The organism is Chromobacterium sp. CCUG 30098 (genome assembly GCF_059916605.1).
The window spans coordinates 439,631-454,813 of the sequence record NZ_JAUCGS010000002.1 but is presented as its reverse complement, the minus strand read 5'-3'; the positions used below and the strand labels follow the sequence as shown (position 1 = coordinate 454,813).

The 15,183-nt window shown below is 66.8% G+C and carries 14 protein-coding genes; 6 read left to right on the top strand and 8 right to left on the bottom strand.

The window, feature by feature from the left end; genetic code table 11:
• Nucleotides 1-73 precede the first annotated feature (73 nt).
• Nucleotides 74-874, bottom strand: coding sequence for an AraC family transcriptional regulator (locus tag QUG03_RS07740; RefSeq protein ID WP_227108334.1), 801 nt, complete (start codon nucleotides 872-874; stop codon nucleotides 74-76).
• 137 nt (nucleotides 875-1,011) lie between these two features.
• Between QUG03_RS07740 and QUG03_RS07735 the strand changes: the two genes are divergently transcribed.
• The 6 genes from QUG03_RS07735 (at nucleotide 1,012) to QUG03_RS07710 (ending at nucleotide 7,884) form a co-directional block, all read left to right on the top strand.
• Nucleotides 1,012-1,902: a DMT family transporter gene (locus QUG03_RS07735; protein WP_488905718.1), complete on the top strand. Its 891-nt coding sequence runs from the start codon at nucleotides 1,012-1,014 to the stop codon at nucleotides 1,900-1,902.
• 142 nt (nucleotides 1,903-2,044) lie between these two features.
• Nucleotides 2,045-2,824: a class II glutamine amidotransferase gene (locus tag QUG03_RS07730; RefSeq protein WP_107798984.1), complete on the top strand. Its 780-nt coding sequence runs from the start codon at nucleotides 2,045-2,047 to the stop codon at nucleotides 2,822-2,824.
• A gap of 68 nt (nucleotides 2,825-2,892) precedes the next feature.
• Entirely contained in the window at nucleotides 2,893-4,698 is a 1,806-nt protein-coding gene (locus QUG03_RS07725; RefSeq protein ID WP_253314266.1) for a putative nucleotidyltransferase substrate binding domain-containing protein, read from the top strand.
• A complete protein-coding gene (locus tag QUG03_RS07720) occupies nucleotides 4,698-5,306 on the top strand; it encodes a 3'-5' exonuclease (protein WP_227108331.1) in 609 nt (202 codons plus the stop codon). Before QUG03_RS07725 ends, QUG03_RS07720 begins: the two co-directional genes overlap by 1 nt.
• A gap of 241 nt (nucleotides 5,307-5,547) precedes the next feature.
• Nucleotides 5,548-7,068, top strand: a complete 1,521-nt coding sequence (gene exaC / locus QUG03_RS07715) for an acetaldehyde dehydrogenase ExaC (protein WP_500819762.1) — start codon at nucleotides 5,548-5,550, stop codon at nucleotides 7,066-7,068.
• Between the two features lie 153 nt (nucleotides 7,069-7,221).
• Complete coding sequence (locus tag QUG03_RS07710; protein ID WP_500819761.1) at nucleotides 7,222-7,884, top strand: class I SAM-dependent methyltransferase; 663 nt, start codon at nucleotides 7,222-7,224, stop codon at nucleotides 7,882-7,884.
• Nucleotides 7,885-7,935: 51 nt separating this feature from the next.
• Here the strand turns inward: QUG03_RS07710 and QUG03_RS07705 are convergent, their stop codons facing one another.
• The 7 genes from QUG03_RS07705 to QUG03_RS07675 form a co-directional block, all read right to left on the bottom strand.
• On the bottom strand, nucleotides 7,936-10,131 hold the full coding sequence (locus tag QUG03_RS07705; RefSeq protein WP_500819760.1) for a phosphocholine-specific phospholipase C: 2,196 nt from the start codon (nucleotides 10,129-10,131) through the stop codon (nucleotides 7,936-7,938).
• 16 nt (nucleotides 10,132-10,147) lie between these two features.
• A complete protein-coding gene (locus QUG03_RS07700) occupies nucleotides 10,148-10,324 on the bottom strand; it encodes a hypothetical protein (protein ID WP_488905714.1) in 177 nt (58 codons plus the stop codon).
• A gap of 189 nt (nucleotides 10,325-10,513) precedes the next feature.
• Nucleotides 10,514-11,869, bottom strand: coding sequence for a cell envelope integrity protein CreD (gene creD, locus QUG03_RS07695; RefSeq protein ID WP_500819759.1), 1,356 nt, complete (start codon nucleotides 11,867-11,869; stop codon nucleotides 10,514-10,516).
• A gap of 115 nt (nucleotides 11,870-11,984) precedes the next feature.
• Nucleotides 11,985-13,403, bottom strand: coding sequence for a two-component system sensor histidine kinase CreC (gene creC / locus QUG03_RS07690; RefSeq protein ID WP_500819758.1), 1,419 nt, complete (start codon nucleotides 13,401-13,403; stop codon nucleotides 11,985-11,987).
• 1 nt (nucleotide 13,404) lies between these two features.
• Nucleotides 13,405-14,085, bottom strand: coding sequence for a two-component system response regulator CreB (gene creB, locus QUG03_RS07685; protein WP_107798977.1), 681 nt, complete (start codon nucleotides 14,083-14,085; stop codon nucleotides 13,405-13,407).
• Entirely contained in the window at nucleotides 14,082-14,546 is a 465-nt protein-coding gene (gene nudB, locus QUG03_RS07680) for a dihydroneopterin triphosphate diphosphatase (protein ID WP_107798976.1), read from the bottom strand. The genes creB and nudB overlap by 4 nt, the downstream gene beginning before the upstream one ends.
• On the bottom strand, nucleotides 14,546-15,169 hold the full coding sequence (locus tag QUG03_RS07675; protein ID WP_019100757.1) for a response regulator transcription factor: 624 nt from the start codon (nucleotides 15,167-15,169) through the stop codon (nucleotides 14,546-14,548). The genes nudB and QUG03_RS07675 overlap by 1 nt, the downstream gene beginning before the upstream one ends.
• Nucleotides 15,170-15,183 lie beyond the last annotated feature (14 nt).

The window sequence follows — 15,183 nt, the reverse complement described above, 5'->3', positions numbered from 1 at the left end:
GGGCGTAGAAGGCTGGTTCTATGATTGACAATCATTCCAGTGTGCCGCAATGCCAAACGGGCAACAAGCTCCCTCAAGGCGCGCCGTCGGTCAGCAAGCGCCGGTAACGCTCCGGGGAATAGCCCAACTGCTTGTTGAACATGGCGATAAAGGCGGAAGCGGTGCCGTAGCCCAGATCGGCGGCGATGTCCTGCACCGCCCGCCCCTCGCGCAGCCAGGCCAGGGCCCGCAGCAGCCGCACCCGGTTGCGCCACTGGACAAAGCTCATGCCCAGCTCGCGTTGAAAATGGCGCGCCAGCGTGCGCTCGGTGCCGTGCACGCGCCGCGCCCACTGCGCCAGCGTGGCCGCGTCGGCCGGATTGTCGCGGATGGCGGCCAGAATGGGCGCCAGCTGACGATGCCGGCTGTCCGGCAGATAGCTGTCCTGGTGGCCGGCCTGGGCCAGCCGCGCCAGCAGCAGCTCGGCCTGACGCCGGTCCCACGGGTCCCGGATCGCGGTAACGCCGCGCTGGCAGAAGTCATCCAGCAGCGCGCGCAGCAAGGGCGTTTGCGGAATCAGGCAGGGGTGGGCGGGCAGCCCGGCGGCTTCCTCCGCGCCGACGTAGACCGAGGTGTAGCGCATCGCCTGGCGCACCGAGGCGGAGTGGCGCACCCCGGCCGGCACCCAGATCAGAAACTCCGCCGGCGCCGCCAGCGCGCGTTCGGCCTGACCGGCTTCGATCAGGCTCAACTCGATCACCCCCAGGCTGATGCAGTTCAACTGCCCCCAAGGGTGGCTGTGCGGCGAGAACTCGGTCTGCGGCGTCAGCTGGTCGTAGCGCAGATGGATCGGCGCCGGCGCCGGCAAGCCCTGGTCCAGTTCGGAATAGTCCAATTTGTCGGTTTCCCGCTATCGTCTTGTCTGGTTTGCGTTATATGCATTGAATCAGACAGCGCTACACTGCGCACTGTCAATGCTTTTCTGTGCTCTCGCCCGCCCGATCGGACGAAAGCCGCATCCGGAGCCATCCCATGTATTCATTGTTTCCCATGCTGGCCGTGCTGATCTGGTCCGCCAACACCGTGGTGTCCAAGGCCGCGGCCCAGGCGCTGGACCCCGCCGCCATCTCCTTCTACCGCTGGCTGCTGGCCGCGCTGATTCTCACCCCCTTGAGCCTGCGGCCGGCGCTGCGCCAATGGCGCGCCATCCGTCCCTGGCTGGGCCGCTTCGCCGTGTTGGCCGCGCTCGGCATGGTGATGTACCAATGCCTGGCTTATTACGCCGCGCACAGCACCAGCGCCACCAATATGGGCGTGATCTGCGCCTTGATTCCCTTGCTGGGGCTGGCGCTGAACGCCGTCGCCTTCCGCCAGCCGGTGGGCGCTCACGCGCTGTTCGGCGTGGCGGTGTCCTTGCTGGGCGTGCTCTATCTGCTGGGCCAGGGGCGGCCGCTGGAGCTGCTCAGCGGCGGCGTCAACCGCGGCGACGCGCTGATGCTGGTGGGTTCGCTCTCCTACGCGCTGTACGGCATTCTGCTGCGCCGCTGGGCGCCGCCCTTCGGCAGCTGGACCAATCTTTACATCCAGGTGCTGCTGGCGGTGTTGATGCTGGTGCCGGTGGCGCTGAGCGCGGACAGCCTGGCGGTGCCGCCGCAAGGCGCGGGCCTGGTCGCCTTCGCCGGCATCGCCTCCTCGGTGCTGGCGCCCTATCTGTGGATGCGCGGCATTCAGGGCCTGGGCAGCGAGCGCACCGCCATCTTCATGAATTTGCTGCCCTTGTTCACCGCCGTGATCGCCAGCGCGCTGCTGGGCGAAACCATTCACGATTACCACTGGCTGGGCGGCGGCCTGATCCTGCTCGGCGTCAGCCTGAGCCAGGGCGGCTGGGCCAAGCTGCGCGGCCTCGTCCGTTCGACGGCCTGAGCTTCGCTTTTCCCGCCGCGCCCGGGCTCCACGGCCGGCGCGGCGGGATTGCCGCGGCCCCGCTTATCGCCTAAGCTCTGTAACAAAACCGCAGCCGGCGCGGGCCGGCCATGACAACCTCTTTACCGTGGAATCAGAAACCATGTGCCAGTTACTGGGCATGAATTGCAATACCCCAACCGATATCCTGTTCTCCTTTGAAGGCTTTCACCGCCGCGGCGGCCAGACCGACCACCACGCCGACGGCTGGGGCATCGCCTTTTTCGAGAGCAAGGGCTGCCGCATCTTCCTGGACGACAAACCGTCGGTGGAATCGCCGGTGGCCAATCTGGTGCGCAACTATCCGATCAAATCGGAAAACGTGATCGCCCATATCCGCAAGGCCACCCAGGGCGAAGTCAATCTGGCCAACACCCACCCCTTCATGCGCGAGATGTGGGGCCGTTACTGGATCTTCGCCCACAACGGCAACCTGGAAAACTTCCAGCCCGAGGCCGGCTGCCATTACAACCCGGTGGGCAGCACCGACTCCGAGCGGGCCTTCTGCCACCTGATGGAACGGCTGCGCGCCAAATGGTGCCAGCAACCTCAGCTGGACGATTTGTTCGCCGAAGTGGCGCGACTGGCGGCGGAGATCTCCAGCCACGGCGTGTTCAACTTCATGCTGAGCAACGGCGAGGCGCTGTTCGCCCACTGCTCCACCCATCTGCACTACATCATCCGCCAGGCGCCGTTCAACACCGCTCACCTGGTGGACGACGACGTCAGCGTGGATTTCGCCTCGGTCACCACCCCGCATGACCGCGTGGCGGTGATCGCCACCCAGCCGCTGACGGACAACGAAAGCTGGACGCCGCTCGTCCCCGGCGAGCTGCTGCTGTTCCGCGACGGCTCTCCGCTGCTGCAGCACCTGCCGGGCTGAGCGCCCGCCGACAAGCCCTTGCCGCCGGTGTTATGCTGGCGGCAATGTCTTGTTCCGCGAGGCCCGCCATGCAGCGATTCGACTTCAGCCACGCCCCATTCGACGCCCTGAGCCCGGACGAACGCCTGAGGCTGGAGGCTTGCGCCGACATCCTGTTCTACGCCGACGAGCAAACCGTGCTGGCGCCGGACGCGCCGGTCACCGCCCTATACGTGGTGATCAAAGGCGTGGTCAGGGAAATGGCCGGCGACGAGGTCGTCGCGCTGTACCGGGCGCAGGACGGCTTCGACGCCCGCGCCACCGCCGCCGGCCAGACCCGCCACCGCTTCATCGTCCAGGAGGAAGCGCTGCTCTACAGCCTGCCGCGCGCCGAAGTGCTGGCGCTGACCGAGAGCAACCCGCGCTTCGGCGCCTACTTTTACGCCAGCGTGTCGGAAAAGCTGGGCCGGCTGGCGCAAGGCGCCGGCCAGCGAGAACTGCAAACCCTGCTGGCGGCCACCGTGCGCGACGCCGGCGGACGCCAGCCGGTGTTCGTGGACGCCGGCGCCAGCCTGCGCGACGCGGCGGCGGCGATGAAGGAACACAAATCCAAGTCCGTGCTGCTGCGCGGCGACGGGCGGCTGGGCATCCTCACCACCACGGACTTTCGCGACATCGTGCTGAACGGCGTGCCTTCGGACGCGCCGGCGGCGGAATACTGCCAGTACGAGCTGCTGACCATAGACATAGACGACTTCCTGTTCAACGCCCTATTGCTGATGACGCGGCGCAATTTGCGGCGCCTGGTGGTGACCGAGCGCGGCGAGCCGGTGGCCATGCTGGCCCAGGTGGACGTGCTGTCCTATTTTTCCAATCACTCCCACTTGATCGCGCAGCGGCTGGAGCGCGCGGCAACGCTGGACGAACTGACGGAAGTGGCGGAGCAGATCCCGCGGCTGGTGCGCATTCTGTCCGGCCACGGCGTCAAGGCGCTGCAACTGGGCCGGCTGGTGCAAAGCCTCAACGCCCGCCTGTTCGCCCGCGCCTGGCGGCTGATCGCGCCGCCGGAGCTGGCGGCCAACAGCTGCCTGCTGGTGCTGGGTTCGGAAGGCCGCGGCGAACAGATACTCAAAACCGACCAGGACAACGCGCTGCTGCTGCGCGACGGCGCGCCCTGGCCGCAACTGGAAGCCAGCTGCCAGGCCTTTTCCGCCGCGCTGTCCCGCTTCGGCTACCCGCCCTGTCCCGGCAACATCATGCTGAGCCACCCGGATTGGCGCTTCAGCGGCGCCGAGCTGCGCGACCGCCTGCACCGCTGGGTGCACAGTCCGGACGGAGACGCCTTGATGCGGCTGGCCATCTTCGTGGACGCGGAAGCCGTCTGCGGCGACGCCGCGCTGCTGGAAGACGCGCAAAACTATCTGCGCGCCACCTTGCGCGACGACGCCGGCTTCTTCTCCCGCTTCGCTCGCGCCATCGAACAATTCGACACCCCCTTGGGCCTGTTCTCCCATCTGCAAACCCGCGAGCGCGACGGCCGCGCGGCGCTGGACCTGAAAAAAGGCGGCATCTTTCCGCTGGTGCACGGCATCCGCGCGCTGGCGCTGGAATACGGGGTGAGCGAGAACAATTCACAGCAAAGACTGCAGGCGCTGGCAGCTCAGGGACGGCTGGAGCGAGGCCTGGCCGAGGACGCGGGCGAGGCGCTGTCCTATCTGATGCAACTGAGACTGGAACAAGGGCTGGAACGGATGAGCGCCGGCAAGGCGGCCGACAATCTGCTGGAGCCGGACAAATTGTCCTCGCTGGAACGGGACCTGCTCAAAGACGCGCTGGGCGTGGTCAAACGATTCAAGACGCAGTTGCGCCACCATTACCGGCTGGGCAGTTTCTGATGCTGTCCGCCCTGCTGCGCCAATGGCAACGCCGCCGGCTGCGCGACCCAGCCTACGCCGGCATGTATAGCGAACACCCGGACGAGCTGGTCAGCCTGGACTGCGAAACCACCAGCCTGAATCCGGCGGAAGCCGAGCTGCTGTCCATAGGCGCGGTCAAGCTGCGCGGCAACCGCATCCTCGCCAGCGAGGCGCTCTATCTCTTGGTGCGGCCGGAGCGCGCGCCGCAGGCGGACAATGTGCGCATCCACGGCCTGCGGCCCATCGACGTCAGCCAGGGCCTGGCGGCCCGGGACGCCGTGCGTCTGCTGCTGGACTTCATCGGCGGCCGGCCGCTGCTGGGCTATTACCTGGAATACGACCTGGCCGTGCTCAACCGCTACGTCCGTCCCTGGCTGGGCGTGCCGCTGCCTCAGCGGCGCATCGAGATTTCCGGCCGCTATTACGACTACAAACTGAGACAGAACCCGGACGCCCACATCGATTTGCGGCTGGCCAGCATCTGCCGGGATCTGGACATGCCCGCGCCGCCGCGCCACGACGCGCTCAACGACGCCATCAACGCGGCCATGCTCTATCTGGCGCTGAAACAGCGCGGCTACGGCTGATGCCTTGCCTCCAACTCTGCGCGCCACGCTTCACGACGCGCGGAGGACTGGACCATTTCCCAACCCGCCACCGCCAGATCCGGCCCGTCAAGACAGGCCGGCGGCGATGGCGCCGCCGCCTTTGAACGACACGGCCAATAGGACAGGTGACACGCCCGAACTGACGCATCGCATTCTACAATGCCCTGCTGCGCGCCCAAGCTTGCGCGGCAAGCGGTCTATCCACAACAGGAGAAACACCATGCGTTACGCTCACCCCGGCACGCCCGGCGCGTTGATCGCCTTCAAGCCCCGCTACGGCAACTATATCGGCGGCGAGTTCACGTCCCCGGTCAACGGCCAGCATTTCACCACCACCTCGCCGGTGAACGGCCAGCCTATCGCCGAGTTTCCGCGCTCCGACGCCGCCGACATCGACAAAGCGCTGGACGCCGCCCACGCGGCCGCCGACGCCTGGGGCCAGACCTCGGCGCAAGAACGTTCCTATCTGCTGCTGCAGATCGCCGACCGCATCGAAGCCAATCTGGAGGTGCTGGCCGTCACCGAAACCTGGGACAACGGCAAGCCGGTGCGCGAGACGCTGAACGCCGACATCCCGCTGGCGGCCGATCATTTCCGCTATTTCGCCGGCTGCATCCGCGCCCAGGAAGGCACGGCGGCGGAAATCGATCACAACACCATGGCCTATCACATCCACGAGCCGCTGGGCGTGGTGGGCCAGATCATCCCGTGGAACTTCCCCATCCTGATGGCGGCGTGGAAGCTGGCGCCGGCGCTGGCCGCCGGCAACTGCGTGGTGCTGAAACCGGCGGAACAAACGCCGCTGGGCATTTCCGTGCTGATGGAAGTGATAGGCGATCTGCTGCCGCCGGGCGTGATCAACGTGGTCCACGGCTTCGGCAAGGAGGCCGGCCAGGCGCTGGCCACCAGCAAGCGCATCGCCAAGATCGCCTTCACCGGCTCCACCCCGGTAGGCCGTCACATCCTGCAATGCGCGGCGGAGAACATCATCCCGTCCACCGTGGAGCTGGGCGGCAAATCGCCCAATATCTTCTTTGAAGACATCATGCAGGCGGAACCGTCCTTCATCGAGAAGGCCGCCGAAGGCCTGGTGCTCGCCTTCTTCAATCAGGGGGAAGTCTGCACCTGCCCGTCCCGCGCCTTGGTGCAGGAATCCATCTATCCGGCCTTCATGGCCGAGGTGCTGAAGAAGGTGAAGGCGATCAAGCGCGGCGATCCGCTGGACACCGACACCATGGTGGGCGCCCAGGCTTCGCAGCAGCAGTTCGACAAAATCCTGTCCTATCTGGACATCGCGCGCCAGGAAGGCGCCGAGGTGCTGAGCGGCGGCAAGCTGGAACCGCTGGAGGGCGGCCTGGCGCAGGGTTATTACATCCAGCCCACCTTGTTGAAGGGCAATAACAAGATGCGGGTGTTCCAGGAGGAGATCTTCGGGCCGGTGGTCAGCATCGCCACCTTCAAGGACGAGGCCGAAGCCGTCGCCATCGCCAACGACACCGAGTTCGGTCTGGGCGCCGGGGTGTGGACCCGCGACATCAACCGCGCTTACCGCGTCGGCCGCGCGATCAAGGCCGGCCGGGTCTGGACCAACTGCTACCATCTCTACCCGGCGCACGCGGCCTTCGGCGGTTACAAGAAGTCCGGCATCGGCCGCGAAACCCACAAGCGTGCGCTGGATCACTATCAGCAAACCAAGAATCTATTGGTGAGCTTTGACGGCAAGCCGCTGGGCTTCTTCTAGGAAGCTGCGCACGGCTAGCGAGATCGTGAACGGTTGTTAAACCCCAAAGCGCCGCGATGCGACAATCATCGCGGCGCTTCAGCTGCGCTTAAGCATTGTTTTCTAGCATGGCTTCTCCAGGACAAACCAGCATGTCAAACCGGAGAAAGTCCCATGCGCAGCTCTGATCCACTCGAAGCCTCCCCCGCCTTTTGCCCCATTTGCGCCAAAGCGCTGAACGCGCCCGCCGTCTGCCGGGCCCATTTGACCGCCCGCGCTCCCCGCCTGTTTCTTCGCGAGTGGATAAACCGGCCCGGCCGGGTGGGCGCGGTCTGGCCCAGTTCCAAGCGCCTGGCGCAGTGCATGGCCGCCCAGACGCCGATGTCCGGCACCGGTTTGGTGATCGAGCTGGGCGGCGGCACCGGCGCCATTACCCAAGCCTTGCTGGCGCAAGGACTGAGCCGCGAGCGCTTGCGGGTGGTCGAACGCTCTCCGGCCTTTGCCCGGCATCTGCGGCAGCGTTTTCCCTCGGTCCAGGTGGTACAGGGCGACGCCGCGCGGCTGGCGGCCTTATTGCCGGAACACGCGGCGATAGACGCCGTCGTCTCCAGCCTGCCGCTGCGCTCCCTGCCGCGGGCGGAAGCCTTGGCCATCGTCGAACAATGGCGTCGCGTATTGCCGGCCGGCGGCGCGCTGCTGCAATTCAGCTACGCCTTGCAGGCGTCGGCGGACTGGCTGGGCGCGGGTTTTGCGCTGCGCGACAGCCAACTGGTCTGGCGCAATCTGCCGCCGGCCAGGGTGATGCGGTTCGAGCGCCTGGGCACGCCGGGCCATTAAAAAAGCGGCGCCGTCGGCGCCGCCCGTTTTAAACCGGCAAGACCGGCCGGCTCAGGACGTGGCCCACTGCTCGCCCTGCGCCGCGCCGCCCATCGCCGGATCGCTATAACCGTCGCGGCCGGTTTCCACCCGGCCGGCGAAGCGGCGGCTGAAGCCGGGGAACACCGGCGCGCTGACGCTGACGTCGTACCAGCCGTGACTGTCTTTCAACGGCCAGTTCAACACCGCCTCGCCCTGCGGCCCCACTGTGATGCGCTGCGGGTCGGTCTTGGCATAGGCGTTGGCGCGCACCAGGAACTCGCAGTTTTCGCGGCCGCTATTGTGCAGCTTCAGATAAACGTCGCCGGCGGCCGGGTCGTAACAGACCTGAATCTCCGGCTGCGCCTTGCTCACGCGGCCCAGTTGGCCGGCGTCGCCGCTGAAGTGGCGATGAAAGCCGTTGGGGCCCAGCACCCACAAATCGTAAAGATTGGCGTCGTAATTGACCCGCCACAGCCCGGACAGCTGCTTGCCGGCCTCCACCGCGTAGCGGCGCGGCGGCGCGTCCAGATGGCGACGGTCGTACACGTGGAACACCGCCGCCGCCTTGCCGCTGTTGGCGAAGATCAATTCCACGGCGCCGGCGTTGCCGTCCACCCGCGCGCTGGCGTGCAGCTCGTAAGGCAAGGCGCGCGAGCGGCGCAGGCCGACGGCCTGGACCGGCAGTTCCGGCAAGGCCGGCGCGTTGGGCTTGGTGCGGCCGGGCAAGGCGCGCGCCCGCGCCGCCAGCGCGGCGGTGGCCGGCAGCTTGGGCAGCTCGGCGTTGGGGTTGACGAAGTCGAAACAGGACAGCAGATCGCCGCACACCGCGCGCCGCCAGGCGGTGATATTGGGCTCCTTGACGCCGAAGCGCTGTTCGATGAAGCGGATCACCGAGGTGTGGTCGAACACCTGGGAGTTGACCCAGCCGCCGCGGCTCCACGGCGAGATCACGTACATCGGCACCCGCGGCCCCGGCCCGTAAGGCACGTGGATCAGGTCGGCGCGCTCATTGCCGGTTTCGCTGCTGCGCAGATGATGGTATTCGCCGTCGGTGGCCACGGTGGACGCGCCGGCCAGCACCGCTTTGGCCGGGTCCGCGTCCCAGCTCAGATAACTGGGCGCGGCCGGCGGCGGCAGATGGTCGAAAAAGCCGTCGTTTTCGTCGAAATTGACCAGGAAAACCGTCTTGCTCCACACCTCGGGATTGGCGGTCAGCGCGTCCAGCACGCGGGCGGTGTAATCGGCGCCCTGCGCCGGGCTGGACGGGCCGGGATGCTCGGAGCCGTCGGCGGTGGCGACGATGTAGCTGACCTGGGGCAGCCGGTTGGCCAACACGTCCTGACGCAGATCGTCCAGCGTCCAGGTGGACAAGCCCTTGCTCTTGAGCGCGGGCTTGGCGCCGGCCTCGCCGAAGTAGGCGGCGCGGAAGCTGCGGAAGCCGGCCACCGGGTTGTCGGTGAAGTTGTCGGCCATGTCCTGGTAAATCTTCCAGCTCACGCCGGCCGCTTCCAGCCGCTCGGCGTAGGTGCTGAAGGTGTAGCCGCCCTTGGGGTTGTAATCGACGGAGTCGTAGGCGTTGGCGATCACCGGGCCCTTGCCCTTCTGCAAGGGATCGTTGCCGCCGCACCACAGGAACACGCGATTGGGGTTGGTGCCGCCCTGAAACGCGCAGTGATAGGCGTCGCACAGGGTGAAGGCGTTGGCCAGCGCGTACTGGAACGGCAGGTCCGTCTCCTTGAAGTAGCCCATGGCGTGGTTCTGCTTATAGGTGGGCCAGGCGTTCATCACGCCCTTGCCCCAGGCGTATTGCGCGTCCGACCACACATGCGGCGTGCCTTCCACCCGCATATAGGCGAAAGTCTGGGCGGTGTTGAGGTGGAACGGCGCCACCACTCGCGGCGGCGTGGCGCTGTTCCCCTGATTGGTCTGATACCAGACGGTCTTGCGCTTGAGCAAGGCGCTGTCGGCCAGCGGCAGCGGGAAGCGGTCGCCAAAGCCGCGCACCCCGGCCAGGCTGCCGAAGTAATGGTCGAAGGCGCGGTTTTCCTGGGTCAGGATCACGATGTGCTCGACATCCTGAAGGGTGCCGGTGCGGTTGTTGGCGGGAATGGCCAGCGCGCGCTGGATGGAAGCTGGCAGCAGGGACAAGGTCAAGGAACTGGCGGCCAGCGCGCTGCCGCGCTTGATGAACTGGCGGCGGGAAGCGGAAACGGGAGTGTCGGTCATGGCGGGCTATCCGGGTTCAGGGCGCGCAGCGCAGCGTGGCAGGCGGCTTGGTTTGATCGGAATTGCCGTTGCCCGGTTGGCCGGCTTGGTCCTGATTGTCGCCCAGGCAGCCGGCGAGCGCGGCCGCCAGCAGACAGGCGGCCAGCCGGCGCGCCCAAAGGGCGGAGCTGGGCGAAAGAGTGGTGAGCGTCATCGGGGTGCAATCGTCTTGTGGCGGCGCGGCGCGCCGCGGTGAAAAACCAAGGGCCCGGGGGCGGAATCCCAGGCCCTTGCCCTGCCCGGCGATGAGGCCGGGCGGGAAAACGATAGCGAGAACGCGTTACCTAATGATGTCGGTTTTGTGAATTAGCCAAAAAATGCTTTTGTCAATGCGTTGGCGCGCTCAAGGCTGGGGCGGCTCCAGCGGCGCGGCGGCCTCCTCGCTCCGCGCGGAGAAGCGATACCAATCCAGCCGCCGGGTCAGCGTCATGATGGCGGTCAGCGCGGCGAAGAGCAGCAAGCTGCCCAGCAGCAAGGCGTTGTCTTCGGACTGCAAGAGGCCGTACAGCACCGCGTACAACAGGCTGATCAGTCCGGCGAAACCCAGGCCTCGTTTCCAGCCGCCCAGGATGTGGCTGACGTAGAAGCCTATCTGTCCGACGCAGGCCGTCGCCGCCAACAGATAGGCCGGCCCGAAGCCCAGGTGTTCGGACAAGGCCAGCAGAATCAGGAAAAACATCACCAGCGCCATGCCCACCAGCACGTACTGGATGGGGTGCACGCGCAGGCTGCGCAGCGTTTCCAGCAGGAAGAATGACAAGAAGGTCAGACCGATGAACAGCACCGCGTATTTGACCGAGCGTTCGTTCTGCTGGTACTGGTCCACCGGCTGCACCAGGCCGGTGCTGAAGGACGGCAAGGCGCTCAGGCCGGATTTGCCGTCGCTGAAGGCGGCCTGCTGGAAACGGTCGTTCAGATTATTGGCGAACCAGCTGCTCTCCCATTGCGCCTTGAAGCCCTTGGCGTCCACGCTGCGTTGCACCGGCAGGAAGTTGCCGATGAAGCTGGGGTGCGGCCAGTTGGACGTCAGGCTCAGCGTGCTGCTCTCGCCCACCGGCACATAGCTGATGCTGCGCGTGCCCTGCAAATTGAGTTGGAAGGCGAACGGCAGCGTCTGCGGCTTGGCGAAGTCCAGCAACTGCGGTAGCGGCGCGTGTATGCCCTCGCTCATCCGCGGCAGGCCGGCGCCGGCCGCGAAAGGATGCGGCTTGCCGCCGGCGCTCAGCTGCGGCACTTTGCCGATGCCGCGCGGATCGCTGATGCCCACCGCCAGATAGGGGGTTTTCAGCTGAATCGACGGTTTGAGCAGCTCAGGCTGCGGCGGGATCTCGAAATGGCCGCTGAAACCGGCCTCGCTGCCGAAGATCAGCGCCTGATAAATGCCCAGCGAACGCGAGCTGACCTTGAGCTTGCCGTCCACCGCCAGCTGGCGCGGCAGCACATAGCGTTCCAGTTCGTGCTTGACGCTTTGCGTCTTGCCGTTCTGTTTCTCCTCCACGGTTTCCACATAGGGGATCACCAGCACCGGGCCGATCACGGTTTGCTCGCCGCTGGTGCTGGCCACCACTTTTTCCACCGCTTCTTCCTGGTAGTGCTTGCGCTCGGAAATCAGATTGCTGATCGCGCTCACCGGCACCAGCAGCGCCAAGGACAGCGCCAGCAGGATCAGTATCTTGGTCAATAAGGGGTTTTTCTTCATCGCTTGTCTCCTGGTTGCATGACGGGAGACAGCCTAAATCCAGGCGATGAAGCGGGAATGAGCCCGTGTGAAGTCTCGGTGAAGTTGGCCGAAGCCGCTCGCTATCGAAGCGGGCTCAGCCCGCCGGCAGCCACAGCCGCGCCTCGGCGCCGCCGTCGGCGTGGTTGGCCAGTTCGGCGCGGCCGCCGTGCAGCTGGGCCACTTCGCGCACCAGGCTCAGGCCCAGGCCGGTGCTTTTGCCGCTGTCTGGCCGCGGCAGAGAATAAAAGCGCTCGAACACCCGTTCCAGCGCGTAATCCGGCACGCCCGGCCCGTGGTCGCGCACGCGGAGCAGATAGCCGCCCTCTTCCGGCGCGCCGCTCAATTCGATGACGCCGCCCGGCGGGCTGAACTCCAGCGCGTTGTCCAATAGATTGGACAGCGCCTGCGCCAGCAGCAGGCGGTCCGCGTTCAGCCGGGCCGGCGCCAGCCGGCAAACCAAGCTCACGCCGCGCCCGGCGGCGGCCAGCGCCTTGCCGTCCACGGTTTCCTCGATCAAGGCCGGCCAGTCCAGCGGCTGGGCGTCCGGCCGCAGCCGCGACTCCACCCGCGCCTGCCACAGCAGCCTTTCGATCAACTGCTGCATGCGCAGGCTCTGCGCCAGGATGTTGTCGACGAAGCGGCGGCGCGTGTCCGGCGGCGGGTCTTCCCGCAGCAGTTCGCCGGCGCCCCGTATCGCCGCCAGCGGGCTTTTCAATTCATGGCTCAGCGTGTGCACATAGCCTTCCACATAGGCCTTGCCCTCCAGCTTGCGCCGCATCGCCTCCACCGCCAGGCCCAGGCTGTCCAGTTCCGGGCTGCCCAGCCGCGGCACATTGGCCGGCTGGCCGGCCGCCACCGCCTCAGCGTAGCCCACCAGCCGGCGGATGGAGCGGTTGATCCACCACACCATCACCGCGCCTATCAGCAAGGCCGCGCCCAGCAGCGCGCCGCCGGCCAGCATGATCTTGCGCTCGCTGCGGCGGATCACCGGCTCCATCGTCACATTGGGCTTGGACACGGTCAGCGAGCCGACAATGCGCCCGTCCAGGCGCACCGGCGCGGCCACGTGCATCACGCTGCTGTTTTCGTCGTCCGGCCTGCTGCGGGTGCTGCGCGCGCCGTATTCGCCGCGCAGCGTGCGGTAGACGTCGTTCCAGCGCGAGTAGTCCCGCCCCAGATCGCGGCCGCTGGAGTCGAAGATCACCACGCCGCGCGCGTCGGTGACATAGACGCGGAACTCCATATTGTTTTTGACGATGCCGGAAATATTGGCGGCGATGGGCGGCCGCGCCTTGTCGCGGAAGGCGCGGGCCAAGCGTCCCTTGGCGATGTCGCCGTCGGCCAGGTCGGCGGCGGCGATGCCGGCCAGCACATTGGCGCTGTCCACCAGCGTGCCCTCGGTGGCGCGCCGCACGCCCGGCTTCACTTCCTGGGTGAAAATGGCCAACACGAACCAGCCGGCCACCGCCACGATCAGGAAATAGCCGAGGAACAGCCGCAGGCCGAAGCGCATCTCACTCGCCCAGGCTGTAACCCAGGCCGCGATGGGTCTGGATGGGCTGGGCGTCGGGGTCGATGTCGCGCAGCTTGGCGCGCAGGGTCTTGACGTGGGTGTCCACGGTGCGGTCGAAGCTGTCCTCGGCGTCGCGCCACACCCGTTCCATCAGCTGCTGGCGCGAAAACACCCGGCCCGGCTCCGCCAGCAGGGTTTTCAGCAGCAGGTATTCGTAGCGGGTCAGGTTCAGCTTGCGGCCGGCGAAATGGACGCAGGCGCGCGCCTCGTCCAGTTCGAAACCGGCGGGCGCCGGCGCGGCGGCCGGCGCCTGGCCCTTGGCGTAGCGCCGCAGGATGGTGCGCGCGCGGGCGCTGACTTCGCGCGGCGAAAACGGCTTGGCCACATAGTCGTCGGCGCCGATCTCCAGGCCGATGATGCGGTCCATTTCCTCGCTGCGCGCGGTCAGGAACATCAGCGGCACATCGGCGCGCTCGCGCAAGCGGCGGCACAGATCGAAACCGTTGATGTCCGGCAGGCCCACGTCCAGGATGCACAGCGCCGGGACGGCCCGCTCCAGCCGCTCCAGCAGCGGCAGGCCGCGCTCGAACCACTCGACGTCGAAACCGTCCGTCTCCAGCGTGTAAATCAGGGTGTCGGCGATGCCGGCCTCGTCCTCGGCCAGCCAGATCAGCGGCTTCATGGCCGCGCCGTCGCCGGCGCCAGCCTGTGCGGCAGCAGCCGCAGCGCCTCGGCGTTGGACGGCGAAAACACCTTGTCGGCGGCCGCGTCCCACGGCAGCCAGAGCTGGGCCAGATGCTCGCGCGGCGCCAGCGTCACCGTCTGCGGCCGCTCCAGGCACAGGCCGAACACATGCTCGTCGTTGTGGGTGACGCCGTCCGGATAACGGTGGCGCCAGTGCGGATAGATTTCGTAGCGGTTGACCAGGCCCCAGTCGCTGAGCCGGGCGTCGTCGCGCGCCAGGATCAGGCCGGTTTCCTCGGCCAGTTCGCGCAACGCGGTGTCGCGCAAGGCTTCCTCGCCTTCGCGGCTGCCGGTCACGGATTGCCAGTAGCCAGGCTTGTCGGCGCGTTCGATCAACAGCGCCTGGCCGTCCGCGGTGTGAATCACCACCAGCACCGACACCGGTTGTTTGTCGCCCATCAGCGCTTGCCTCCGTTGGCCGGGCTCTGGCTGGCCAGCAGGCCGGCCAGCTCCACCGCGGACTTGACGCCCATCTTGTCGAACACGCGGGCGCGGTGCACTTCCACCGTTTTCATGCTGATGGTCAGTTCCTCGGCGATCTGCTTGTTGAGCTTGCCGGTGAGGATCAGCTGCATCACTTCGCGTTCGCGGTCCGTCAGCAAGGACAGCGCGGCGGACACCTTGCTGCGGCGGCCGTGCAGCAGGCGGTTCTGCTCGTCGCGCAGCACCGCGGCCTCGGCGCGCTCTAGCAAGCGCTCGTCGTCGAAAGGCTTTTCCATGAAATCCAGCGCGCCCAGCTTCAGCGCCGCCACCGCGTGCGGCACGTCGCCGTGGGCGGTGAGCATGATCACCGGCGGACAGTAAGGCCAGCCGGCCAGTTTTTCCAGCAGCATGATGCCGCTCATGCCGGACAAGCGCAGGTCCAGGATGATGCCGTTGAAGTCGCCGCCGTCCGGGCAGGCCAGAAACTCCTCCGCGCTGTCGAAGCCGCTGGCCAGATAACCCTGGCCGTCCAGCAGCCATACCAGCGACTCCCGCACCGCGGCGTCGTCGTCTATGATTGCCAAGCGTTTGCCTGCCATGGCGGCGTCTCCCC

What these genes read in the sequence shown, in the direction of transcription:
- creC (WP_500819758.1), bottom strand. Translation starts at nt 13,403, where the DNA reads ATGCGCTTCGGCCTGCGGCTGTTCCTCGGCTATTTCCTGATCGTGGCG.
- QUG03_RS07735 (WP_488905718.1), top strand. Translation starts at nt 1,012, where the DNA reads ATGTATTCATTGTTTCCCATGCTGGCCGTGCTGATCTGGTCCGCCAAC.
- creD (WP_500819759.1), bottom strand. Translation starts at nt 11,869, where the DNA reads ATGAAGAAAAACCCCTTATTGACCAAGATACTGATCCTGCTGGCGCTG.
- QUG03_RS07730 (WP_107798984.1), top strand. Translation starts at nt 2,045, where the DNA reads ATGTGCCAGTTACTGGGCATGAATTGCAATACCCCAACCGATATCCTG.
- QUG03_RS07710 (WP_500819761.1), top strand. Translation starts at nt 7,222, where the DNA reads ATGCGCAGCTCTGATCCACTCGAAGCCTCCCCCGCCTTTTGCCCCATT.
- QUG03_RS07700 (WP_488905714.1), bottom strand. Translation starts at nt 10,324, where the DNA reads ATGACGCTCACCACTCTTTCGCCCAGCTCCGCCCTTTGGGCGCGCCGG.
- QUG03_RS07675 (WP_019100757.1), bottom strand. Translation starts at nt 15,169, where the DNA reads ATGGCAGGCAAACGCTTGGCAATCATAGACGACGACGCCGCGGTGCGG.
- QUG03_RS07705 (WP_500819760.1), bottom strand. Translation starts at nt 10,131, where the DNA reads ATGACCGACACTCCCGTTTCCGCTTCCCGCCGCCAGTTCATCAAGCGC.
- creB (WP_107798977.1), bottom strand. Translation starts at nt 14,085, where the DNA reads ATGAAGCCGCTGATCTGGCTGGCCGAGGACGAGGCCGGCATCGCCGAC.
- nudB (WP_107798976.1), bottom strand. Translation starts at nt 14,546, where the DNA reads ATGGGCGACAAACAACCGGTGTCGGTGCTGGTGGTGATTCACACCGCG.
- exaC (WP_500819762.1), top strand. Translation starts at nt 5,548, where the DNA reads ATGCGTTACGCTCACCCCGGCACGCCCGGCGCGTTGATCGCCTTCAAG.
- QUG03_RS07725 (WP_253314266.1), top strand. Translation starts at nt 2,893, where the DNA reads ATGCAGCGATTCGACTTCAGCCACGCCCCATTCGACGCCCTGAGCCCG.
- QUG03_RS07720 (WP_227108331.1), top strand. Translation starts at nt 4,698, where the DNA reads ATGCTGTCCGCCCTGCTGCGCCAATGGCAACGCCGCCGGCTGCGCGAC.